This is a genomic window from Protaetiibacter intestinalis (assembly GCF_003627075.1).
Lineage (GTDB): Bacteria > Actinomycetota > Actinomycetes > Actinomycetales > Microbacteriaceae > Homoserinibacter > Homoserinibacter intestinalis.
Map to the genome: position 1 here is coordinate 1,654,413 of NZ_CP032630.1, position 22,240 is coordinate 1,676,652.

The 22,240-nt window shown below is 70.6% G+C and carries 16 protein-coding genes; 9 read left to right on the plus strand and 7 right to left on the minus strand.

Annotated features, from left to right (window positions below; genetic code table 11):
- The first annotated feature begins 67 nt into the window (after positions 1-67).
- From D7I47_RS07860 to D7I47_RS07900, 9 genes are all read left to right on the plus strand, one after another.
- Complete coding sequence (locus D7I47_RS07860; RefSeq protein ID WP_120762522.1) at positions 68-1,036, plus strand: carbohydrate ABC transporter permease; 969 nt, start codon at positions 68-70, stop codon at positions 1,034-1,036.
- Complete coding sequence (locus tag D7I47_RS07865) at positions 1,036-2,025, plus strand: carbohydrate ABC transporter permease (RefSeq protein WP_120762523.1); 990 nt, start codon at positions 1,036-1,038, stop codon at positions 2,023-2,025. The genes D7I47_RS07860 and D7I47_RS07865 overlap by 1 nt, the downstream gene beginning before the upstream one ends.
- 86 nt (positions 2,026-2,111) lie before the next feature.
- On the plus strand, positions 2,112-3,992 hold the full coding sequence (locus D7I47_RS07870; protein WP_405083422.1) for an ABC transporter ATP-binding protein: 1,881 nt from the start codon (positions 2,112-2,114) through the stop codon (positions 3,990-3,992).
- 144 nt (positions 3,993-4,136) lie between these two features.
- The gene (locus D7I47_RS07875) at positions 4,137-7,790 is read left to right on the plus strand and encodes a glycosyl hydrolase (RefSeq protein ID WP_120762524.1); all 3,654 of its coding nucleotides are present in this window, start codon (positions 4,137-4,139) and stop codon (positions 7,788-7,790) included.
- 84 nt (positions 7,791-7,874) lie between these two features.
- The gene (locus D7I47_RS07880) at positions 7,875-9,236 is read left to right on the plus strand and encodes a cystathionine beta-synthase (protein ID WP_120762525.1); all 1,362 of its coding nucleotides are present in this window, start codon (positions 7,875-7,877) and stop codon (positions 9,234-9,236) included.
- A gap of 35 nt (positions 9,237-9,271) precedes the next feature.
- Positions 9,272-10,453, plus strand: coding sequence for a cystathionine gamma-synthase (locus D7I47_RS07885; RefSeq protein ID WP_120762526.1), 1,182 nt, complete (start codon positions 9,272-9,274; stop codon positions 10,451-10,453).
- A gap of 149 nt (positions 10,454-10,602) precedes the next feature.
- Positions 10,603-11,892 carry an APC family permease gene (locus D7I47_RS07890; protein WP_157981672.1) on the plus strand — a complete coding sequence of 430 codons (1,290 nt, stop codon included), beginning with the start codon at positions 10,603-10,605 and terminating at the stop codon, positions 11,890-11,892.
- Positions 11,885-12,571, plus strand: a complete 687-nt coding sequence (locus tag D7I47_RS07895; protein ID WP_120762528.1) for a cyclase family protein — start codon at positions 11,885-11,887, stop codon at positions 12,569-12,571. Before D7I47_RS07890 ends, D7I47_RS07895 begins: the two co-directional genes overlap by 8 nt.
- 16 nt (positions 12,572-12,587) lie before the next feature.
- Positions 12,588-13,721: a substrate-binding domain-containing protein gene (locus D7I47_RS07900; protein WP_120762529.1), complete on the plus strand. Its 1,134-nt coding sequence runs from the start codon at positions 12,588-12,590 to the stop codon at positions 13,719-13,721.
- On the opposite strand, the gene D7I47_RS07905 is transcribed toward D7I47_RS07900, so the two are convergent.
- From D7I47_RS07905 to D7I47_RS07935, 7 genes are read right to left on the minus strand one after another with little or no spacing between them, the layout of a single operon-like run.
- Positions 13,684-14,358: a ThuA domain-containing protein gene (locus D7I47_RS07905; protein WP_120762530.1), complete on the minus strand. Its 675-nt coding sequence runs from the start codon at positions 14,356-14,358 to the stop codon at positions 13,684-13,686. The genes D7I47_RS07900 and D7I47_RS07905 overlap by 38 nt on opposite strands.
- Before the next feature lie 9 nt (positions 14,359-14,367).
- Positions 14,368-15,585 carry an acyl-CoA dehydrogenase family protein gene (locus tag D7I47_RS07910; protein ID WP_120762531.1) on the minus strand — a complete coding sequence of 406 codons (1,218 nt, stop codon included), beginning with the start codon at positions 15,583-15,585 and terminating at the stop codon, positions 14,368-14,370.
- Entirely contained in the window at positions 15,582-16,988 is a 1,407-nt protein-coding gene (locus D7I47_RS07915) for an NtaA/DmoA family FMN-dependent monooxygenase (protein WP_120762532.1), read from the minus strand. The genes D7I47_RS07910 and D7I47_RS07915 overlap by 4 nt, the downstream gene beginning before the upstream one ends.
- A gap of 9 nt (positions 16,989-16,997) precedes the next feature.
- Positions 16,998-18,605 carry a dipeptide ABC transporter ATP-binding protein gene (locus D7I47_RS07920; protein ID WP_120762533.1) on the minus strand — a complete coding sequence of 536 codons (1,608 nt, stop codon included), beginning with the start codon at positions 18,603-18,605 and terminating at the stop codon, positions 16,998-17,000.
- Complete coding sequence (locus D7I47_RS07925; protein ID WP_120762534.1) at positions 18,602-19,462, minus strand: ABC transporter permease; 861 nt, start codon at positions 19,460-19,462, stop codon at positions 18,602-18,604. The genes D7I47_RS07920 and D7I47_RS07925 overlap by 4 nt, the downstream gene beginning before the upstream one ends.
- Complete coding sequence (locus D7I47_RS07930; protein ID WP_193726422.1) at positions 19,459-20,454, minus strand: ABC transporter permease; 996 nt, start codon at positions 20,452-20,454, stop codon at positions 19,459-19,461. The genes D7I47_RS07925 and D7I47_RS07930 overlap by 4 nt, the downstream gene beginning before the upstream one ends.
- Positions 20,454-22,094 carry an ABC transporter substrate-binding protein gene (locus D7I47_RS07935; RefSeq protein ID WP_120762535.1) on the minus strand — a complete coding sequence of 547 codons (1,641 nt, stop codon included), beginning with the start codon at positions 22,092-22,094 and terminating at the stop codon, positions 20,454-20,456. Before D7I47_RS07935 ends, D7I47_RS07930 begins: the two co-directional genes overlap by 1 nt.
- Positions 22,095-22,240: the final 146 nt, after the last annotated feature.

Sequence of the window (22,240 nt, forward strand, 5' to 3'; positions counted from 1 at the left end):
CCCATCGCGGCCCCGCCCCCGGACCCACCCTCGGCTGCACCTCTTCGACGACGAAGGAAGGCGAGACATGACCACCGCGGATCTGATCGGGAAGATCCTGCAGCTCGTGATGGGGTTGGCGGTCTTCGCCGCCCTCGTCGGGCTGCTGATCTTCCTCATCGACCGGGCGCCCAAGAAGGGGCGCGACTACTGGCAGCTGTTCCTGTTCCTGGCGCCCGCGATCTTCCTGCTGGCGATCGGGCTCATCTACCCGGCGTTCCGCACGACGGCGCTCGCCTTCCTCGACAAGGGGGGCAACTTCAGCTGGGACAACTTCGTCTGGATGTTCACCCAGCCGGCGGCCCTGCGCACCCTGCTCAACACCATCATCTGGGTGCTGCTCGTGCCGACCCTCTCGACGGCGCTCGGTCTCGCCTACGCCGTCTTCATCGACCGCTCCCGCGGCGAGCGCGTCTACAAGGCGCTCGTCTTCATGCCGATGGCGATCTCCTTCGTCGGCGCCGGCATCATCTGGAAGTTCGTCTACGAGTACAAGTCGGCCGGCCGCGAGCAGATCGGCCTGCTCAACGCGCTCGCCGTGGCCTTCGGCGGCGACCCCGTGCAGTGGCTGCAGACCGACCCCATCAACACCGTGCTGCTCATCATCGTGATGATCTGGATCCAGACCGGGTTCGCGATGGTCGTGCTCTCGGCGGCGATCAAGGGCATCCCGACCGAGCAGATCGAGGCGGCGCAGCTCGACGGCACCAACGCCTGGCAGCGCTTCCGCAACGTGACGGTTCCCGGCATCCGGGGCTCGCTCGTGGTCGTGCTGACGACGATCTCGATCGCCACCCTCAAGGTCTTCGACATCGTGCGCACCATGACCGCCGGCAACTTCAACACCTCGGTCATCGCCAACGAGATGTACACCCAGGCCTTCCGGGCATCCGAGGTGGGGAGGGGGTCGGCGCTCGCGGTGATCCTGTTCCTGCTCGTGCTGCCGATCGTCATCTACAACGTCAACGTGCTCCGCAAGCAGAGGGAGATCCGGTAATGAGCAGTTCCGTCGCCCCTGCCGACCTGCCCGTCGAGAACGGGGAGGGCGAGCTCGAGCTCGCCGCCCGCGAGGCCGGCACCAAGACGCACCGCGTGAAGAAGCGCCTCACCTCGCGCGGTGCCACCGTCGCGGCGCTCGTCATCGCGGTGCTCTGGACGATCCCGACCTTCGGCATCTTCATCTCGTCGTTCCGCCCCGCCGAGCTGATCCTCAGCACCGGCTGGTGGACGATCTTCCAGAACCCCGGCTTCACGCTCGACAACTACCGCGACGTGCTGCTGTCGCCGTCGCAGTCGTCGCCGCAGCTCGGCGCCTACTTCGTGAACTCGCTGTTCATCGCGATCCCGTCGACGATCTTCCCGCTCGCGATCGCGTCGCTCGCCGCGTACGCGTTCGCGTGGATGCGGTTCAGGTTCGTGAACGCGCTGTTCATCTTCGTGTTCGCGCTGCAGATCGTGCCGCTGCAGATGGCGCTCGTGCCGCTGCTGCAGATCTTCTCGCAGTGGCTGAAGCCCGGGCAGCAGTGGCTGCACAGCGTGGTCGACATCATCCCCGTGCAGAACTACCTGCCGATCTGGATCGCCCACACGATCTTCGCGCTGCCGCTCGCGATCTTCCTGCTGCACAACTTCATCTCGGAGATCCCGAACGACGTCATCGAGGCGGCCCGTGTCGACGGCGCCACCCACGGGCAGATCTTCTTCCGGATCGTGCTGCCGCTCGCGGTGCCGGCCATCGCCTCCGTGGCGATCTTCCAGTTCCTCTGGGTGTGGAACGACCTGCTCGTGGCGCTCATCTTCTCGGGCGGCACCCAGGATGCGGCGCCACTGACCCAACGGTTGGCCGAGATGGTGGGTTCGCGCGGGCAGGAGTGGCAACGCCTCACGGCGGGCGCCTTCGTGTCGCTCCTCGTGCCGCTCATCGTGTTCTTCTCGCTGCAGCGCTACTTCGTGCGGGGCCTGCTCGCCGGCTCCACCAAGGGCTGATTTCGTTCGGGAGGATGACACGCCGTGAGGCGGCTCGATGGGGCCACGGGAGCGGCGTGTCGTCCTCCCGAACGTAGGCTCGTGCCATGAGCATGGGTGGCGGCCGCGGTGGCGGAGGCGGCCGCGGGGTCGGCAACCGGGATGCCGAGGTGCAGCGGGCCGAGAACGCCTCGGCGCCGCGCATCCCGCACCTGCTGCGGCGCATCGGCGAGCTGTTCCGGCCGTACCGCGTCGAGCTCGTCACGACGATCGCGCTCGTGCTCGTCTCGGCGGGGCTCGGGGTGCTGCCGCCGCTGCTCACCCAGCGCGCCTTCGACGACGGGCTCTTCCCGGCATCCGGAACCCCGGATGTGCCGGTGCTGCTGTGGCTCGTCGGCGCCATGGTGCTGCTGTGGCTCGTGTCGGCCGCGCTCGGCGTCTGGCAGACCTACCTCACGGCGAAGGTCGGCAACTCGGTCATGGGCGCCCTGCGGGTGCGGCTGTTCAGCCACCTGCAGGCGATGGAGCTCGGCTTCTTCACCCGCACCAAGACGGGCGTCATCCAGTCGCGGCTGCAGAACGACGTGGGCGGGGTCGCCTCCGTGCTCAACAACACGATCTCGAGCGTCGTCGGCAACACCGTGACCGTGATCGGCGCGCTCGTCGCGATGCTGCTGCTCAGCTGGCAGCTGACGGTCGTCGCGGTCGTGCTGCTGCCGGTGCTCGTGCTCGCCCAGCGCCGCGTCGGCCAGGTGCGGGCGCGCATCGCCACGCAGACGCAGGAGTCGCTGTCGGAGATGACGGCGATCACCCAGGAGACCCTCTCGGTGTCGGGAATCCTGCTCGCCAAGACCTTCAACCGCCAGCCCGCCGAGATCGCGCGCTACGCCGGCGAGAACGATCGCCAGATCGTGCTGCAGGTGCGGCAACAGATGTCGGGGCAGTGGTTCTTCGCGGTCGTCGGGGTGTTCATGTCGGTCGTGCCGGCGGTCGTGTACCTCGTGGCGGCGTGGCTCATCCTGCACGAGATCCCGGTGACGGCGGGCACGATCGTCGCCTTCACGACCGTGCAGGCGCGGCTCATGTTCCCGCTCATGGGCCTCCTGCGGGTGGCGCTCGACCTGCAGACCTCGCGGGCGCTGTTCGCGCGCATCTTCGAGTACCTCGACCTGGTGCCGGCGATCACGGATGCGCCCGACGCGGCCGAGGTGGACGTCGCGCGCCTCGGCGAGGTGGAGTTCCGCGCGGTGACCTTCCGGTATCCGGATGCCGCACCCGACGCCCCGGGCACCTTGCAGGACGTGTCGTTCCACATCGAGCCCGGGCAGTACGTCGCGTTCGTCGGCCCCTCGGGGGCCGGCAAGACGACCGTCTCCTACCTCGTGCCGCGGCTCTACGAGGCGAGCGAGGGCGCCGTGCTCTTCGCCGGCACGGATGTGCGGCAACTCCGGCACGCGGCCCTCGTCGACCACATCGGGGTCGTCAGCCAGGAGACCTACCTCTTCCACGCCACGATCGCCGAGAACCTGCGCTACGCGAAGCCCGACGCCACCGACGAGGAGCTCGAGGCCGCGTGCCGCTCGGCCAACATCCACGCGACGATCGCGTCGTTCCCCGACGGCTACGACACGATCGTGGGGGAGAGGGGCTACCGGCTCTCGGGTGGCGAGAAGCAGCGCGTGGCGATCGCGCGTGTGCTGCTCAAGGACCCGGCCGTGCTCATCCTCGACGAGGCGACGAGCGCGCTCGACACCGTCTCGGAGCGCATCGTGCAGGGCGCGCTCGACGAGGCCTCCCGCGGCCGTACGACGGTCGCGATCGCGCACCGCCTGTCGACCGTCGTGGACGCGGACGTCATCCACGTGGTGCGGGCCGGCCGCATCGTCGAGTCGGGAACGCACGCGGAGCTGCTCGCGCGCGGCGGCGAGTACGCGCGACTCTTCGCGGAGCAGCTCTCGGCATCCGCGGTCGTCGCCCCCGGCGAGTGAGTGCGCAGGACCCCCGGCAATGTTGTCGTCGGCAACTTTCCTAAAGCGCTTTACTTAATCCCTCTCCGTCCAATAGCGTGACCGGAGCCGAGCGCGAGGCAGCGCTCCGGCACCCCGCAGCCGGCTTTCAACGGAGAAAACCAGATGTCACCCACAGTCATCCGTACCCGCATCCTGTCCACCCTCGCAGGAGGTGTCGCGGCGGCGCTCGTACTCGCCGGCGCCGTGTCCGCCGCCGCGGCGCCCGCCCCCACCGAGGTGGCGATCGCCGACACGGGCGCGACCGCCGAGACCCGCTCGCTCTTCGCGTACCTGCGCGACCAGCAGGGGCAGGGGGTGCTCTTCGGCCAGCAGCACGCGACCGACTACAAGGTGGGCACCGGCACCGCCACCCCCTCCGACGTGCAGGACGTGACGGGCGACCTGCCCGCCGTGTTCGGCTTCGACACCCTGACGATCGACGGCGGCGAGCGCCCCGGGGTCTCCAGCAACACCCCCGAGCAGAACGCCGACCTGCTCGGCGCCGCCTTCGTCGCCGCGGATGCCGAGGGCGCCATCCCGACGCTCAGCGCCCACATGCGCAACTTCATCACCGGGGGCAACTACGCCGACCTCACCGGCCGGGTCGTGGCGTCCATCCTCCCCGGCGGTGACCACAACGCCGACTTCCGGGCCTACCTCGACCTCATCGCGCGCGCCGCGAACGCCGCCGAGCGCGGCGACGGATCGCTCGTGCCCATCATCTTCCGGCCCTTCCACGAGAACACCGGCTCGTGGTTCTGGTGGGGCGCCGCCAACACGACCGCCGGCGAGTACAAGGAGATCTTCCGCTACACCGTCGAGTACCTGCGCGACGTCAAGGGTGTGCACAACCTGCTCTACGCCTTCTCGCCCAACGGCACCTTCGACGGCGACGCGGCGCGCTACCTCGAGACCTACCCCGGCGACGCCTGGGTCGACGTGCTCGGCTACGACTCCTACGAGAACTCCAACGCGCCCGAGAACTCCGACACCTGGATCGCCTCCGCCGTGACCGACCTCGCGATGGTCACCGACCTCGCGGCGGCCCACGGCAAGATCTCGGCCTTCACCGAGTTCGGCCGCAACGGCGACCGCACCATCGGCCCGAGCGGCAACAAGAGCCTGAACTACTTCACCGACCTGCTCGCCGGACTCACCGCCGACGCGAAGGCGAAGCGGGTGGCGTTCATGCTGACCTGGGCGAACTTCGGCGGCGGGCAGATCTACGTGCCGCCGGTCGGGCACGAGATGGCGCAGGACTTCGCGGACTACTACGACGACCCGTACACGGTGTTCGCGAGCGAGCTGCCGGGCGACGTGCACACGCGCACCGCGACGGCTGCGGCCGCCGAGCTCGGCATCCGCATCGTCACCCCCGCGAGCGGCTCGCGGGTCGCCACCTCGCCCGCCACCGTGCGGGTCAAGCTGACCGGTGCCGACGACAGCGCCGTGACGGCCGCCTCGTTCACCGTCGCGGGCCTCGCCGACGACACCGCGCCGCACACGCTCGCCCTCGACGGCGACGGCTACTGGTCGGCGAGCTGGGCGATCGCCGAGGACGACCTCGCGAACGCGTCCGTCACCCTCACCGCGACCGCGACCGTCGGGGCAGACGAGCTCACCGCCACCTCGACCGTCACCCTGGGCGCGGCGCCCGAGCTCGCCCCCGGCGTCATCGACGACTTCGAAGGCTACGGCGACGACGCCGCGTTGCGTACCGCTTACACGGCGCAGAACACCTCCTCGTCGGCCTTCTCGCTCGTGGATGTGGTGGGCGGCACGCAGGCGCTGAAGATGGACTACTCCCTCGCGGTGGGCGGTTACCTCGGCCTCACCAAGAGCTACTCGCCCACGCAGAACTGGTCCGGCGACAGTGAACTTCACCTGTGGCTCGACCCCGACGCCTCCGACCAGCGGCTCGTGATCCAGATCACGGCAGGCGGGCTCGCCTTCGAGGGCTACCCCTCGCTCGCGGGCGACGCGCCGGGCGAGGTCGTCATCCCCTTCGCCGACTTCCGCACCCCCACCTGGCAGAACCTGCCGGATGCGCGGCTCACCCCCGAGCGGCTCGCCGACGTCAGCAAGTTCGGCATCTACCTGAACCAGTCGGGCGCCACCGCGGCGAGCGGCTCGATCGTGATCGACGACATCCGCACCGACGGCGACGGCGACTACTACGACCCCGAGGCGCCGCCCACCTCGAGCGAGCCGGTCGTCGTGGAGGACTTCGAGAGCTACGCGTCGACGACCGCCGCGCGCGCCGCGTGGGCGAACCGCGGCAGCCCCGCGCTGCGGCTCGACCTCGCCACCGACCACGTCGGCTCGGGCGAGCAGGCGGGCGCGTTCGGGTTCGACTTCACGAGCGACGGCTACAACCAGCTCGCGCGCTGGACGAGCCCCATGAACTGGGCCGGCCGCACGCAGCTGAGCTTCTGGGTCGACCCGGGCGATGCCGGGCAGACGCTGCTGTTCCAGTTCCGCACCAAGGCCCAGCCCGGCCAGGCGGAGGACACCTTCTGGAACCTCGGCTATCCGCTCACGGGCGACGGCCCGCAGGAGGTGAGCCTGCCGTTCTCCGACGCGACGATCGGCTGGCCGTCTGGCCTCGACCCGGCGCTGCGCCCCACCGACGCCGACCTCGCCGACGTCAAGGAGTTCGTCATCATGGCCACTCAGAGCTCCGGGACGGCCCCCGCGACGGGCACCTTCTGGCTCGACGACATCCGCGCCGACGGCGGCACGGCGACCGAGCCCGAGTACCCGGCCGGCACGGCGTTCACCCTCGACGACTTCGAAGGCTACGCGGACGACGCCGCCCTGCGCGCCGGCTGGAACAACCGCGGCGATGCCGCCCAGCTGAGCCTCGAGACCGAGCACGTCGGCGAGGGTGCGAAAGCCACGGCGTACTCCTACGACTTCTCGTCGCAGAACTACACGCAGGTCGCGCGCTGGGTGGGCGGCCAGAACTGGGTCGACCTCGACGGCGTCAACTTCTGGCTCGACCCCGCCGGGCACGCGCAGAAGGTGATCGTGCAGTTCCGCACCGGGCCCGTTGCGGGCCAGAGCGACGACACGTTCTGGAACCTCGAGTACGCCTTCGCGGGCGACGCCGCACCCGGCTACGTGCACCTGCCGTTCACGGATGCCGTGGCCGGCTGGCCGGCCGGGATCTCCGCGAGCGAGCGCCCGAGCGACGCCCTGCTGTCGAGCGTGACCGAGGTGGTGCTCATGCTCGCCCAGTCCGACACCGCCGACACGAGCGGCACGGTGTACCTCGACGACGTGAGCGTCGGGCCGGCGGTGATCGTCATCCCGACCGAGCCCGGCGAGCCCACGCCGCCGAGCGCGGCGCCCGAGGCGGCGGGGTCCGACTCGCTCACCCCGGAGCTCGAGAACCGCATCCGTCTCGCCTCGACGCAGCTGCACCCGGGCGACACCGTCACGGTGTACCTGCCGAGCGGCTACAGCGGCGAGTACGTCGCGGGCGTGCTGTACTCGACGCCCACCGTGCTGGGCGGCTGGCAGCTCGTCACCACGGGCGACACGATCTCGCTCACCATCCCGAGCGACATCGCGGCCGGATCGCACCGCCTCGCGGTGCAGGATGCCGACGGCGCCGTCATCGGCTGGGTCGCGGTGACGGTGTCGGCGCTCGCCGCGACCGGTGCCGAGGGGGAGCTCCTGCGGGATGCCGCCGCGTCCGCGCTGCTCGCGTTGCTCGCGGGCGGCGGACTCGTCGCCGTGACCCGGCGACGGCCGCGGGGCGCTCGCGGCTGACGGGCGACGAGGACCGGGTCGGGGCGGCCAGCCCCGGCCCGGTGGCCCGGTAACACACGGGATGCCGCCGGTAGGCTCGAAGCCATGAAATACGCCGAGACGGTGCTCGATCTGGTGGGCAACACCCCGCTCGTGAAGCTGGGCAAGGTGACCGACGGCATCCGGGCCACCGTGCTCGTCAAGGTCGAGTACGTGAACCCGGGCGGCAGCTCGAAGGACCGCATCGCGCAGCGCATCATCGACGCCGCCGAGCGCGAGGGGAAGCTGAAGCCCGGCGGCACGATCGTCGAGCCGACCTCCGGCAACACCGGCATCGGGCTCGCGCTCGTCGCCCAGCAGCGCGGCTACCGCTGCGTCTTCGTCTGCCCCGACAAGGTGAGCGAAGACAAGATCAACACGCTCAAGGCCTACGGCGCCGAGGTCGTCGTCTGCCCCACCTCCGTCGCGCCCGAGAGCCCCGACTCGTACTACTCCGTCTCCGACCGCCTCGCGCGGGAGATCCCGGGCGCCTTCAAGCCCGACCAGTACTCCAACCCCAACGGTCCGCTCAGCCACTACGAGACCACCGGTCCCGAGATCTGGCGCGACACCGACGGCCGCGTCACCCACTATGTGGCGGGCGTCGGCACGGGCGGCACCATCTCGGGCGCCGGCAGGTACCTCAAGGAGCAGAACCCCGGCATCCGCGTGATCGGCGCCGACCCGGAGGGCTCGGTGTACTCCGGCGGCACCGGCCGGCCGTACCTCGTGGAGGGCGTCGGCGAGGACTTCTGGCCGACCGCCTACGACCCCACCGTCGTCGACGAGATCATCGCGTCGTCGGATGCCGAATCCTTCGACATGACCCGTCGCCTCGCGCGCGAGGAGGGGCTGCTCGTCGGCGGCTCCTCGGGCCTCGCGGTCGCGTCCGGCTTGAAGGCCGCACGCGAGCTCGGACCCGACGACGTCATGGTGATCCTGCTGCCGGACGGCGGCCGCGGCTACCTCGGCAAGGTCTTCAACGACCGGTGGATGCGCTCCTACGGCTTCCTGCCGGCCGAGGGCGAGAAGACGGTCGCCGACCTCGTCGGCACCAAGGAGCCCGAGCTCGCCGGCCTCGTGCACGTGCACCCGAGCGACACCGTGCGGCACGTCATCGACAAGATGCGCCGCTTCGACATCTCGCAGATGCCCGTGCTCTCGGCCGAGCCGCCCGTCGTCATGGGCGAGGTGGTCGGCTCGATCGACGAGAAGAGCCTCATCGACGCCGTCTTCCACGGCGACGCCCAGATGACGGATGCGCTCGCCGCGTTCGTGGGCCCGAACCTGCCGCTCATCGGCATGAACGACTCCGTAGCCGCCGCCCGCGATGCACTCGCCGACGCCGACGCACTGCTCGTCACCGCAGACGGCAAGCCCGCCGCCGTCGTCACCCGGCACGACCTGCTCGCCTTCCTGGCCGAGTAGGCGCGCCCCGCATCCGCACCACAGAGAGACACCCCATGAGCCCCGACCAGTCCGCCCGCGACTACGACTTCGCCACCCAGGCCATCCGCGCCGGCCAGCCGTTCGACGCGACCACGGGATCCGTCATCCCGCCCGTCTACCTCACGACCACCTTCGTGCAGGACGGCATCGGAGGCTTCCGGAACGGCTACGAGTACACGCGCGGCGGCAACCCCACCCGCACGGCGCTCGAGGAGCAGCTCGCCGCGCTCGAGGGGGCCGACCGCGGGTTCAGCTTCGCCTCCGGCCTCGCCGCCGAGGACAGCCTGCTGCGGGCGATCCTGAAGCCGGGCGACCACGTGCTCATGGGCAACGACGTGTACGGCGGCACGCACCGGCTCGTGAACCGCGTGCACGTGCCGTGGGGGGTCGGGCTCGACACGGTCGAGATGGGCGACCTGGATGCCGTGCGCGCCGCGATCCGCCCGGGCACGCGCGTCGTGTGGCTCGAGACGCCGTCGAACCCGCTCATGAAGATCACGGATGTGGCGGCCGTCGCCGAGATCGCGCACGCCGCCGGAGCGCTCGTCGTGGTCGACAACACCTTCGCCACCCCGTACCTGCAGCAGCCGCTCGCGCTCGGCGCGGACGTGATCGTGCACTCGACCACCAAGTACCTCGGCGGGCACTCGGACGTGCTCGGCGGTGCGGTCGTGCTGAACGGCGGCATCGAGGTCGACGGCGAGGACCTCGCCGACAAGGTGGGTTTCATCCAGTTCGGGGTGGGCGCGGTCTCGGCCCCGCTCGACGCCTGGCTCACGACGCGCGGCATCAAGACCCTGCACGTGCGCATGGACCGGCACTCCGCGAACGCGCAGGCGCTCGCCGAGGCGCTCGTCGGGCATCCGAAGCTCGCGCGCGTGTACTACCCGGGGCTGCCCGAGCACCCCGGGCACGAGCTCGCGGCGCGGCAGATGCGCTCCTTCGGCGGCATGCTGTCGGTCGAGCTGCACGACGAGGCGGCCGCGCGGCGCTTCGCGGAGTCGACGCAGCTGTTCCAGCTCGCGGAGTCGCTCGGCGGCGTCGAGTCGCTCGTCTGCTACCCCTCCGAGATGACCCACGCCTCCGTGCGCGGCACCGCGCTCGAGGTGTCGCCCGCGATCGTGCGGCTCTCGGTGGGCATCGAGGGGGCCTCCGACCTCGTGTCGGATGTGCTCGATACCCTCGACCGCGTCTGACTCTTCGTTCGGGAGGATGACGCGCCGGTGCGCGTGGTGCTCGGCGCCCGGATGCGGCGTGTCGTCCTCCCGAACGAAATGTCGGGATGTGGGGGTGGGGTGGCGGAAAATCGCTGGACGTTCCATTCGTGCCAGCACAGGATGAGGACATGAGCGAGAGATCGACCACGACGATGCCCGCGCCGCCCGCGGCGCACGGGCGCCTCGGGCTGCCCACGGCATCCGCGCTGTACATCGCGGCCGTGCTCGGCACCGGCATCCTCGTGCTGCCGGGGCTTGGGGTGGATGCCGCGGGGCCGGCGTCGATCCTCGCCGTCGCGATCGTGCTCGTGCTGTCGATCCCGCTCGCGGGCACCTTCGCCGCACTCGCCGGGCGCTACCCCGACGGCGGCGGCGTCGCCACCTTCGTGCGGCTCGCCCTCGGCGACACGGCCGCGCGCGTGACCGGGTACTGGTTCCTGTTCGGCGTCGGCTTCGGCGCACCCGTCGTCGCGGCGCTCGGCGGCTCATACCTCTCGGCGGCGCTCGGCCTCGACCGCGGCTGGGCGCCCGTCATCAGCATCGGCTTCCTGGTGGCATCCCTCGTGCTCAACCTGTTCGGGCTGCGGATCTCGGGCGCCGTGCAGCTGGGGCTCTCGGGCCTGCTCGTCGCGGTCGTCATCGGCGCCATCGCGAGCGCCGCCCCCTCCGTACAGGCGGCCAACTACGCGCCGTTCCTGCCGCACGGCTGGACGGGCGTCGGCCTCGCCATCAGCCTCTTCGTCTGGGCCTTCGCGGGCGGCGAGGCCATCACCCACATCGCCCACGAGTTCCGCAACCCGCGGCGCACCATCATCTGGGCGACCGTCGTCGGGATGACCGTCGTCGGGCTCGCCTACCTCTCGCTGCAGGTGGTGACGGTCGGCGTCTTCGGCTCCGGCGGCGCGCGCAGCGAGGTGCCGCTCATCGACCTCGTCGCCATCAACTGGCCCGACTTCGGCCCGGCCGTGGTGGGCGGCATCGCGACCGTCATCGTGCTCGGGGTGCTGAACGCCTACGTGCCCGCGTTCGCCAACCTCGCGGCCTCCCTCGGCCGCGACGGCCACCTGCCGCGCTGGTTCGCGAAGGGCGGCGAGGCGGGCGCCGTGCCGCGCCGGGCGATCGCGCTCGTCGCGGTGCTCAACCTCGGCTACGCGACGGTGTTCTTCGCGTTCGGCCTCGAACTGCAGACCTTCATCCTCATCCACACCGCCTCGATGGTGTCGCTGTACTTCATGGGGATGCTCGCGGCGGTGCGGCTGCTCGCCCGGTTCAGCGTCGGCTGGTGGATGGCGGTCGTCTCGGTCGTCTTCACCGCGGCGCTGCTCGTGCTCGCCTGGAGCCACCTCGTCGTCCCGCTCGTCCTCGCCCTCGTCGCCGTCTCGGTGACCGTCATCCGGAGGCTCCGTGCCCATGCCTGAACCGCAGTACACCGCATCCGGCGCCCGCGTCGTCGACCTCAGCCACCGCATCCGCGCGGGGATGGTGACCTACCCGGGGCTGCCGGCGCCCGTCATCACCCCGCACCTCACGCGGGAGGACTCGCGCAGCCACTACGCGCCGGGCACCGAGTTCGCGATGGACGTCATCACGATGATCGGCAACACCGGCACCTACCTCGACAGCCCCTTCCACCGCTACGCGGAGGGGCCGGACCTCGCCGGGCTCGAGCTGGCGAGCCTCGTCGAGCTGCCCGCCGAGGTGTTCCACCTCACCGACCTCGCGACGCGCGGCATCCCGGCGTCGGTGCTGGGGAACCGCGAGGTGCGCGGCAAGGCCGTGCTGCTGCACACCGGATGGGACCGCCACTTCGGCACCCCCGCGTACGGCACCGATGCCCCCTACCTCGCGGCGGACGCCGTCGACCACCTCGTCGAGCAGGGGGCCGTGCTCGTCGGCATCGACTCGCTCAACATCGACGAGGTCACCCCGCAGGGACCGCGCCCCGCCCACACCGGGCTGCTCGCGGCCGGCATCCACGTGGTCGAGCACCTCACGAACCTCGGCGAGCTGCCGCCCTCGGGCGCGCGCTTCACGGCGGCCCCGCCCGCCGTCGAGGGCTTCGGCACCTTCCCGGTGCGCGCCTTCGCCACCGTCTAGTCCGTAGGCTCGGCACGTGAGGGCGGCGTGGCTGGGCGTGGTGCTGGCGGGTGCTGTGGCGCTCGCCGGATGCACGCCCGCCCCTCCGGGGCCGCCCGTCGTCGTGCTGTTCCCCGGCTCGGAGGGCGACGTGTGGGGCGCGAGCGCCGAGGTGCTGCGCGACGAGCTCGCGGGCGACGGCTACGCGGTCGAGGTGCGCTTCTCGGGCGACGACATCCCGGAGCAGCTCGGTCAGCTGCGCGACGCGCTCGAGGCCACGCCCGCCGCGATCGTCATCGCGCCCGTCGACCCGACCGCGATCGCGGCCGAGCTCGCCGCCTCCGACGAGCCGACGGTCGCCGTCATCTCCTACGACCGCCTCGTGCTCGACGCGCCCGAGGTCGACTACTTCGCGACCTTCGACCACGCGCAGTCCGGGCGCCTGCAGGCGCAGGCGCTGCTCGACGGGCTCGGGTTCGCCGACCCCGACTCCGCCTCGCGCGCCGGCTACCCGGTCGAGCTCATCGCGGGGTCCGCCGACGACCCGGCCGCGCAATCCGCGTTCGCGGGGGCGCTCGAGGTGCTCGGCCCCTACCTCGCCGGCGGGGCGATCGTCGTGCCGTCGGAACGCACCGACCTCGAGCGGGCGGCCGTGCTGCGGGGCGACCCGGACATCGCGGCCGAGCGCGTGGCCGAGCTGCTCGACGACGGCGTGCCGCTCGCGGGGGTGCTCTCGCCGTCGGACGCGATGAGCGCCGCGATCGCCGAGGTGCTCGACGCGCGCGGGATGGAGGTCGTGACGGCGGGCGGCGCGACCGAGACCCCGACGCCGACGCCGAGTCCGACCCCCACATCGACGGGGGCTCCGGATCCGGATGCCGAGGAACCCGACCCCGACGACGCGCCGCTCCGCGTCGTGCTCACGGGAGGCGGTTCGACGCTCGACGGCGCGCGGGCCGTCGCGGGCGGTACGCAGACCGCGACCGTCTACGAGGACCCGCGCGAGCTCGCGCGGGCCGTCGCCGGCATGGTGCGCGAGGTCGTGCGGGGGAGCAGCCCGACCCTCACCCAGGGCGTCACGACCGACAACGGTGCACGCGAGATCCCGACGATGCTGCTCGAGCCTGTCGCGGTCACGACCCGGCAGGAGGCGGCGCGGCTGCTGGGCTGAGCAACCAGCCCACCTCGCGCTCGAGCAGGGCTCGCCGGCTCGGGCTGTCGTAGGAGCGCTCGTCGTGCCCGAGGGCGTCGTAGACGACGTTCGCGCCGCCGACACGATGCGTCCAGGCGAGCGGATGCCGTGCGCCGGCCTCCTCGTGCCACGCGAGCACGCCGACCTCGGGCGAGACGCTCAGCGCCGTGTAGCGCTCGTCGACGGCCTCGACGTCGACGAGGCCCGCGGTGATCGGATGCGGCTCGAGTCGCACGTGCGCCTCGCCGAGCTCGGGGTGGTAGCTCTCCTCCGGCACCCAGCGCCCGCCGAGCGTCGCCGCCCACTCGGGCCGGTCGACGAAGAGGCACGTCGCCGAGTGCACGGCGAGCAGCGGCCGTCCGCCGGCGAGGTGCGCGGCGACCGCGTCGAGCACGAGGTCGTCGCCGGACGTCGGCTCGTAGGCGTTCGACGCCTGCACGACGACGAGGTCCGGCCCGGCCGCGACGGCATCCGCGAACCCCGCCGCCCCGTCGACGATCGTCGTGCGCACGCCGAGACCGTCGAGCACCTGGGCGATGCGGGCCGCCGTCGCACGGAACGGATGCCACGGATCGTCGAAGTCGCCCCCGCCGGTCAGCAGCACGGCATCCGTCATGGGTTCAGGCTAGACGGCCGCGTCAGCTTCTTCGCGAGTACGACGCTCGTCGGCGCTCTCATAGATGCGCAGCGGACTGGCGTCGTTGAGCAACCAATCGCCGACCACGCGCGCCTTGTAGACGCGGGGGTTGTGCGAGGAGAGTGTGCGGGCGTTGCGCCAGTGCCGGTCGAGTTGCGCCTCCTCGAGCACGGCGGAGGAGCCGAGGGCGTCGAACAGGATCGTCGTCGCTTCGAGGATGGCATCCGTCACGGTGACCTGTGCCTCGTAGCTCGCGATCGCGGCCTCGGTCGCGAGTCGCTGCACCTCCTCCGAGGCGGGGTCGGCACCCGATGCGAGGGCGTCGGCGACGGGGTCGACGAGGCCTGCCGCCCGCAGGACGACGGCCTCGGCGGCTGTGACGAGCGCTGAGACGCGTCCGACCACCGCCTGCAACTGCGCATCCCGCCGAGGTTCCGGGTCGAGGCCGTGGGGGTAGTTGCGCCGACGTTCCCGCACCGCCGAGACGAGCTCCGCCCTCGCGGCCCTGCCCACGCCGACGAGGGAGGCGAGCAGCACGAGCTGGTAGACCACTTCCTGGTAGAGCACGCGTTCCTCGAAGTGGTAGATCGCTTCGGGGGCGACCTGCACCCCGGTGAAGACGGTCGTGCCGGATCCCGTCTGGCGCTGACCGACCCCGGTCCAGTCGTCGAGGAGCGTCACCCCCGGAGCGTCGGCGCGGATGATCGCGATGACGGGGGCGGCGTCCTGGTCGAGTGCGAAGACGCTGATCCAGTCCGCGTAGATGCTGCCCGTGCTGTAGTACTTGGTGCCGTCGAGCACGCCGCCGTCGGAGTCGCGGGTCAGGCGCGTGCCGACCTTGTCGAGCCCGTTCGAGCCGAGCTCCGACCAGGCGCCGCCGAAGACCTCTCCCGCCGCGATCCGCTCGACCCAGACGGGGTCCGCTGCGGAACCCGCGAGCAAGCGGTCCTCGACGAAGGCCAGGTGATTGCGCCACAGCTGGGGCTGATTGGAGTCCGCCTCGCCGAGGGCGATGAGGAGCTCGAAGAGCTCCCGGACCCCGGCGCCGGCCCCGCCACGATCGAGCGGCAGCCGCACGGCACCGAACCCCGCGTCCGCGAGCTCGCGGACCTCGTCGTACGGCCGGGTACCGGACCGCTCGTGCTCGCGCGCGCGGTCCGCGATGCGGCGCAGCACGGGCGCGAAGCGTTCGGCGAGCGCGCTCATCGTTCGCTCCTCTCCGTGAGGGCGACCCGGTCGAGGTTCGCGCCTCCGCGGAACCGGGCCGCCGGATGGGTGTCGGGCAGTCGGGCGCTGCCGCCCGTGACGCGCTCGCGCAAGGTCTCGCCCGGGAAGTACCCGGGGCGCAGCCTGCCACGCCGACGCAACTCGGGCACCACGTGCTCGATGAAGTCGAGCGCCGTGCCGAAGGAGTGGTACTGCACGAGGTTGATGCCGTCGATGCCGTACTCGTCGAGCCAGCGCTCGATCTCGTCGGCCACCTGGACGGGATCACCGACGGCGAGGAACGGCTCGCGGTGGAAGCTCACGATCGTGTCGAGGAACTCGCCGACGGTGAGCTCATCCGCGGCACCGCGGAGGAAGGGCTCGGCCGAGCTACCCTCCCGCAGTCGCACCTCGCCGATGGTCGTCTCGCGGTCGTAGGACAGGAAGTCGACCGTCGAGCTCCAGTGGGCGAGCACGCCGGCGAGGCTCGCCTCCCGGTCGAACTCGGCGAGTTTGGCGCGCGCTTCCTGCTCGGTCGCCGCGACGACGACCGTCGCGCCGACGACGAAGCGCACATCCTCGCGGGAGCGCCCCGCAGCCTCCGCGGCATCGCGGATGCCCGCGATCGTCGCCTGGATCGCCTCGAGCGACGGTCCCCCGGTGAAGACGAGCTCGGCGTGCCGTCCGGCGAGGGCGATGCCGCGCGGCGAGGCGGTGGCCTGGATGAGCAGCGGCGATCGCTGCCGGGAGGGAGATGCCAGATGCGGCCCGGCGACGCGGTGGTGCTCGCTCACGTGATCGATGTAGCGGATCTTCGCTGGGTCGGCGTAGATCTTGCCGTCGCGATCCTCGAGCACGGCATCGTCATCCCACGAGCCTTCCCACAGCTTGTAGAGCACTTCGAGGTACTCCTCGGCGAGGGCGTAGCGGTCGTCGTGTGCGATCTCGTCGTCATGACCGAAGTTGCGCGCGGCATTGGGAAGGTACGAGGTGACGATGTTCCAGCCGACCCGTCCCTTGGTGAGATGGTCGAGGGTCGACATGCGTCGTGCGAACGCGAACGGCGGCTCGTAGCTCGTCGAGAAGGTGATCCCGAATCCCAGCTCCCGGGTCACGGCGGCCATGGCCGGCACGACGAGCATCGGGTCGTTCGAGGGGATCTGGAGCCCCTCGCGGATGGCGGTCTCGGGCCCACCTCGGAACACGTCGTACGTGCCGATGACGTCCGCGAGGAAGACCGCGTCGAAGCCGCCGCCTTCGAGGATGCGGGCGAGTTCGGTCCAGTACTCGATGTCGGTGAAGCGGTGCCGGTTGTTGCCGGGGAGCGTCCACAGACCGTGCGTGATGTGGCTCACGCAGTTCATCTCGAACAGGTTGAGGATGAGGCGCTTGGGGTCGGACATGGTGGCCCTTCAGGCGAGGAGGAGTTCGTGGCGTTCGCGACCGGGGATGGAATCGACGAGGTCGGCGGTGTAGGGGTCGCGCGGGTGATCGAACACCGTCCGCGCGTTGCCGTGCTCGACGACGCGGCCGTGCTGCAGCACGGTGACCTCGTCCGCGATCTGGCGGACGAGACTCAGGTCGTGCGAGATGAAGAGGTAGCTGAGCCCCTGTTCCGCCTGCAGCGAGAGCAGCAACTCGATGATCTGCGCTTGGACGGTGACGTCGAGCGCCGAGGTCGGCTCATCGAGCACGAGCACGTCGGGTGCGAGCACGAGCGCGCGGGCGACGGCGACCCGTTGCCGTTGACCCCCCGAGACCTCGCGTGCACGTCGACCGAGCACGGATGCGGGCAGGGCGACCCGGTCGAGGATCTCGCGCACGGCGGTCTGACGGGCGGCACGGTCGCCGATGCCGTGGATGCGGAGGGGCTCCTCGATGATCCGCTCGATCGGATACCGCGGATCCACGGCGGCAAGCGGGTTCTGGTAGACGAGTTGCAGTCGGCGTGCGAATGGGTTGGTCGCGCGCGGCTCGGTCGGCAGTGCGACGCCGTCGACCGTCACGGTCCCGGCATCGAACCCGGTCAGCCCCGCGACGATGCGGGCGAGGGTCGTCTTCCCCGAGCCGGATTCGCCGACGAGGGCGTGCACACTGCCGCCGCGCAGCTGAAGGCTCACGGCGTCGAGCGCGAGGGTCTCGTTCCGGTCGAACCGCTTGGTGAGGCCGGCGACCTCGACGATCGGCTCCGGACGGACCGCCGGCCGGGTCCGGTCGAGGTAACGGTCGGGGCTCAGCGAGGGCGCGTCCGCGAGCAGGCGCACGGTGTAGGGATCGCGCGGATTGCCGAGCACGGCGACGGCCGGACCGTGCTCGCGGAGGCGGCCGTGGTTGAGCACGGCGACGTCGTCGCTCCGCTCGAAGGCGAGCGCGAGGTCGTGGGTGATGAACAGGATCGACAGGCCGAGTTCGTCCTGCAGCTCTCCGAGCAGGTCGAGGATGCGGCGCTGCACGGTCACATCGAGAGCCGAGGTGGGCTCGTCGGCGATCAGCACGCGCGGGGTGCCGGCGACCGCTCCCGCGATGAGGACGCGCTGCAGTTGACCGCCGGAGAGCTCGTGCGGGTAGGCGCGTACCTTCTTCTCGGGTTCGCGGATGCCGACCCGGTCCAGCAGGCTCACCACCTCCCGCTGCACCTCTCCGGGGGGAAGGTCGCGGTGTAGACGCAGTACCGAGCCCAGCTGCCGTCCGATGCGCTGGAGCGGGTCGAGCGAACTGAGCGGGTCCTGCGGGACGAATCCGATGGTGCGGCCACGCAGCGGCCGCCAGTCGCGGCGCCCGAACCGGGTCACATCGTGCCCGTCCACCCGGATGCTGCCGGCCGTGATACTGCCGACGGCTGGGAGCAGCCCGGCGACGGCATGGGCGATCGTGCTCTTGCCGGAGCCCGACTGCCCGACGAGTGCGAGCGTCTTCGCGGGTTCGAGGGCGAGCGAGACGCCGTGCACGACGGCCTCGACATCCGCGCGAGGCGTGCGGCGGTATCCGATGGTGACGTGGTCGAGCTCGATGGCGCTCATCGGGCGATCCTCGCTTTCACGATCTGGCTGATACGGCTGATGGCGACCACCGTGACGGTGATGAACACGCCCGGGACGAGCACGAGCCACGGCGACGACACCATGTAGTCCCTGCCCTCGGCGACGAGTAGGCCCCACTCGGGTTGCGGGGGAGGCGCACCGTAGCCGAGGAAGCTGAGGGCCGAGATCCAGAGGATCGCGTTGCCGAACTGCAGAGCGGTGAGCGAGAGCACGGCGGCCGTCGAGTTGGGGAGCACGTGACGCACGAGGACCGAACTGCGCCGCGCGCCCAGGTGATGGCTCGCCTCGACGAACGGTAGCCCCTTGATCGTGAGCACCTCCGATCGCATGAGACGCGTGAACATCGCGACCGTCGAGACCCCGACAGCGATTGCGGCGTTGAGGGTGCCGAAGCCGAGCGAGACGACGACCACCATCGCGAGCAGGAGGCCGGGGATCGAGAGCAGCACGTCGACGATCCTGCTGATCACGGCGTCCACCGCTCCGCCGAGGGTGGCTGCCAGAAGGCCCAGCACGATTCCGCTGCCGAGCCCGATGAGCACCGCGACCGCCGAGCCGAAGAAGGTGCGGGAGGTGCCGTGCACGATGCGCGAGAGCAGGTCGCGTCCCAGGTAGTCGGTGCCGAAGGGATGCGCCCACGACGGGGGAGCGAGTACCGCCGCCTCGTCGGGTACGAGAGGGTCGTATGGCGTGAGCAGCCACGGGGCGACCGTGGCGACGAGCAGCAGCAGGACAAAGGTGATCGCAAGCACGTCCACGGCGTGCAGGTTCGCGGTCGCGCGGCGCAGCAGGCGGATCGGCGCAGCCTGCGTGGTCGCATCCAGCACGGCGGTCATGCGAACACCTCCGGGGTCTTCGCGCGGGTGCGTCGCGCCGCCCGGATGCGGGAGCGTCGCGTCGCGTAGCTGATGCGCGGATCGAGGAACGGATAGATCAGGTCAGCCACGAGGTTGATGATGACGAACGTCGTCGAGACCAGCACCACGACCGCCAGGATGACGGGTGTGTCCTGGTCGCGGACCGCCTGCTGGGTGATGAACCCGATCCCCGTGCGACTGAACACGGTCTCGACGACCACCGTGCTCGCGAGCATGTCTCCGACCGTGAGGGCGAGGAGTGTCACGGCGGGGATCGACCCGTTCTTGAGGAGATGGCCCCCGACGATGCCGGCCTCGGAGACCCCGCGGGCGCGGAGCACGGTGACGAAGGGTTCGCCCGCGGCGCGGTCGAGACCCGTGATGAGCACCTGCGTGATCGGGGCGTTCACGCCGATCGCGAGGGTGGCCGCGGGGAGGATGAGCGTCACGAACCCCTCGTCCCGGATGGACGAGATCCAGCCGAGCTGGAAGGAGAACACCAACAGCAACAGGAACCCCACGAGGAAGCTCGGCGTCGACAGGAACACGAGCGGCAGCAGCCGCGCGAATCCGCGAAGCCGGCGCGGTCCGAAAACCGCGAGCAGCGCGATCCCGAGCGACAGCACCGCGGTGAACAGCAGCGCGAGCAGGGCGAGCGGCGCCGAGTTCGAGAGACCCTGGCCGATCAGATCCGTGACGGGCTTGCCGTTGGTGAGCGAGTATCCCCAGTCGCCCTGGAACAGCCGCTGCACCGAGATGAGGAACTGCTCGATCGGCGCCTTGTCGAGGTGGTAGTAGGCGATGAGCGGGCCCGCGGCCGACTCCGGAAGCGGGTTCTGCGGGTTCGTCAGCTTGTTCTCGATGGGGTTGCCCGGCAGCACGAACAGGGTGAAGAACACGAGCGTGTAGGAGAGCGCGATGACGAGCAGCGCCTGCGCGCTGCGCGCCACCACGAACCGCGTGCGGCCCATCACGACACCCAGGTCGCCTGGAAGGTCGGCAGCGCCCCGTCGGTGAGGAAGAAGCCGTGCACGCGGTCGCGCGCCACATAGACCTGGCTGTCATCGAAGAGCGGGAGCACGTAGGCGTTCTCCACGAGGTAGCGCTGAACGTCGGCGAGCTCCGCGGCGCGCGTGGTGTCGTCCGTCGCCACGAGTTCGGCCCGCAGCAGCTCGTCGAGCTTCGGGTCGTCGACCCTGAGCGGGTTCCAGTTGGCGCTGTCGTAGTACTCGTTGAGACCCACCGGATCCGGGTGAGGCCACCCGACGCGCAGCACGCCCGTGCTGGGGTCGGAGAACGCCGTCTGCCAATAGGACGAGTAGTCGATCTCGCCGATGACGAGCTCGACCCCGAGCTCCTTCCACTGGTGCTGGATGGCCTGGAAGAGCGGCTTGGCGCTGATGTCGTAGACGTCGACGAAGGTTGTGATGGAGAGGCGCTCGCCGTCTCGGGTGCGGTAGCCGTCCGCATCCCTATCGGTGAAGCCGGCCTCGTCGAGCAGAGCATCGGCATGGTCGGGGTCGAAGGCGAGCTCGTCCCCGAGATCCACGTACCCGAAGGTGCCGGGGCTCAGGACGCTCGTCGCGACGTGCCAGTTGTCGGTGTAGATGTCCTTCAGGATCTGCTGCCGATCGGTGCCGGCGACGAGAGCCTGGCGCACCTTCGACTCATCGAGGAACGGCGCCGTCTGCTGGAAGATCCACTGGTTGGAGAGGCCGACGCCGCTCTTGGCGATGACCTGGTAGCCGTCATCGGCGAGCGCCTGCTCCTCGCTCGGCTGCACGTACCGCAGCAGGTCGGCCTGCCCCGAGCGGAGGGTTCCGAGTCGCACGCTGTCTTCGGTCACCGGGATGACGGTGACGGTGTCGAGGTAGGCCTCGCCCTGGTTGGGCGAACTGGGTGGCGCCCAGGCGTAGCCGTCGCGCCGGCTCAGCACGATCTCCTTGCCGTATACCTCGCTCGTGACGACGAACGGACCCGTCCCGACGAGCTTCGTGTACTGCAGCTGGTCCTCTCGGGAGAGGTCGAGGGTCGAGTCCGAGATGAGCCCGGCGCCCCATGCGGTGAGAGCACCGAGGAACGGCGCGTAGGGCGTCGGCAGCGTCACGGTCACCGTCCGGCTCGCCTCGTCGGTGGTGACGGTCGCCTCATGCGGGAAGGTCGCGTTCGGGGCGATCGCCTTGTCGGGCTGGCCGAAGACCTGGAACTCGAGGTTGCGCTTGACGTTGTCGACATCGAGCGGCGAGCCGTCCGAGTAGGTGACACCGTCGCGGATGACGAAGTCGTACCGTAGGCCGTCGTCGCTCACCGTCCAGCTCTCGGCGAGCCACGGTTCGAATACATCGGTGTCGGGGTTGCGGTAGACGAGGCGGTCCGTGAGGTTCTGCAACAATCCGCGATCCTGCCAGGCGCCCGACTCCTGCAGCTGGGCACCGAACGGGATCTCTGCATCGAGATAGATGAGGTCGCCGCCTCGGACGGGCTCGTCGCCCGCGGTGGCCGCCTGCGAGGGCCCCGAGCATCCGGACGCCAGCAGGGCGAAGCCGGCGAGGGCTGCGGCCGCTGCTGCGGCGCGCAGTCGCATTCGGGCGGTCGGGGTCGTGGACGACATGCGGTACTCCAGGTGGTGGGAGGGTCGTGGACGCCTCCGAGCGGAGGCACCCCGAATTCCTACCCCTGGTGCACGCGCATCCGCATCTTGGATGAACCGCGGTGACCGCAGGTATCGGTGCGTTGCCGATTGTGTCGGACGACGAC

Coding starts and splice junctions, on each gene's coding strand:
- D7I47_RS07860 (WP_120762522.1), top strand. CDS start 68: ATGACCACCGCGGATCTGATCGGGAAGATCCTGCAGCTCGTGATGGGG.
- D7I47_RS07865 (WP_120762523.1), top strand. CDS start 1,036: ATGAGCAGTTCCGTCGCCCCTGCCGACCTGCCCGTCGAGAACGGGGAG.
- D7I47_RS07870 (WP_405083422.1), top strand. CDS start 2,112: ATGAGCATGGGTGGCGGCCGCGGTGGCGGAGGCGGCCGCGGGGTCGGC.
- D7I47_RS07875 (WP_120762524.1), top strand. CDS start 4,137: ATGTCACCCACAGTCATCCGTACCCGCATCCTGTCCACCCTCGCAGGA.
- D7I47_RS07880 (WP_120762525.1), top strand. CDS start 7,875: ATGAAATACGCCGAGACGGTGCTCGATCTGGTGGGCAACACCCCGCTC.
- D7I47_RS07885 (WP_120762526.1), top strand. CDS start 9,272: ATGAGCCCCGACCAGTCCGCCCGCGACTACGACTTCGCCACCCAGGCC.
- D7I47_RS07890 (WP_157981672.1), top strand. CDS start 10,603: ATGAGCGAGAGATCGACCACGACGATGCCCGCGCCGCCCGCGGCGCAC.
- D7I47_RS07895 (WP_120762528.1), top strand. CDS start 11,885: ATGCCTGAACCGCAGTACACCGCATCCGGCGCCCGCGTCGTCGACCTC.
- D7I47_RS07905 (WP_120762530.1), bottom strand. CDS start 14,358: ATGACGGATGCCGTGCTGCTGACCGGCGGGGGCGACTTCGACGATCCG.
- D7I47_RS07910 (WP_120762531.1), bottom strand. CDS start 15,585: ATGAGCGCGCTCGCCGAACGCTTCGCGCCCGTGCTGCGCCGCATCGCG.
- D7I47_RS07915 (WP_120762532.1), bottom strand. CDS start 16,988: ATGTCCGACCCCAAGCGCCTCATCCTCAACCTGTTCGAGATGAACTGC.
- D7I47_RS07920 (WP_120762533.1), bottom strand. CDS start 18,605: ATGAGCGCCATCGAGCTCGACCACGTCACCATCGGATACCGCCGCACG.
- D7I47_RS07925 (WP_120762534.1), bottom strand. CDS start 19,462: ATGACCGCCGTGCTGGATGCGACCACGCAGGCTGCGCCGATCCGCCTG.
- D7I47_RS07930 (WP_193726422.1), bottom strand. CDS start 20,454: ATGGGCCGCACGCGGTTCGTGGTGGCGCGCAGCGCGCAGGCGCTGCTC.
- D7I47_RS07935 (WP_120762535.1), bottom strand. CDS start 22,094: ATGTCGTCCACGACCCCGACCGCCCGAATGCGACTGCGCGCCGCAGCA.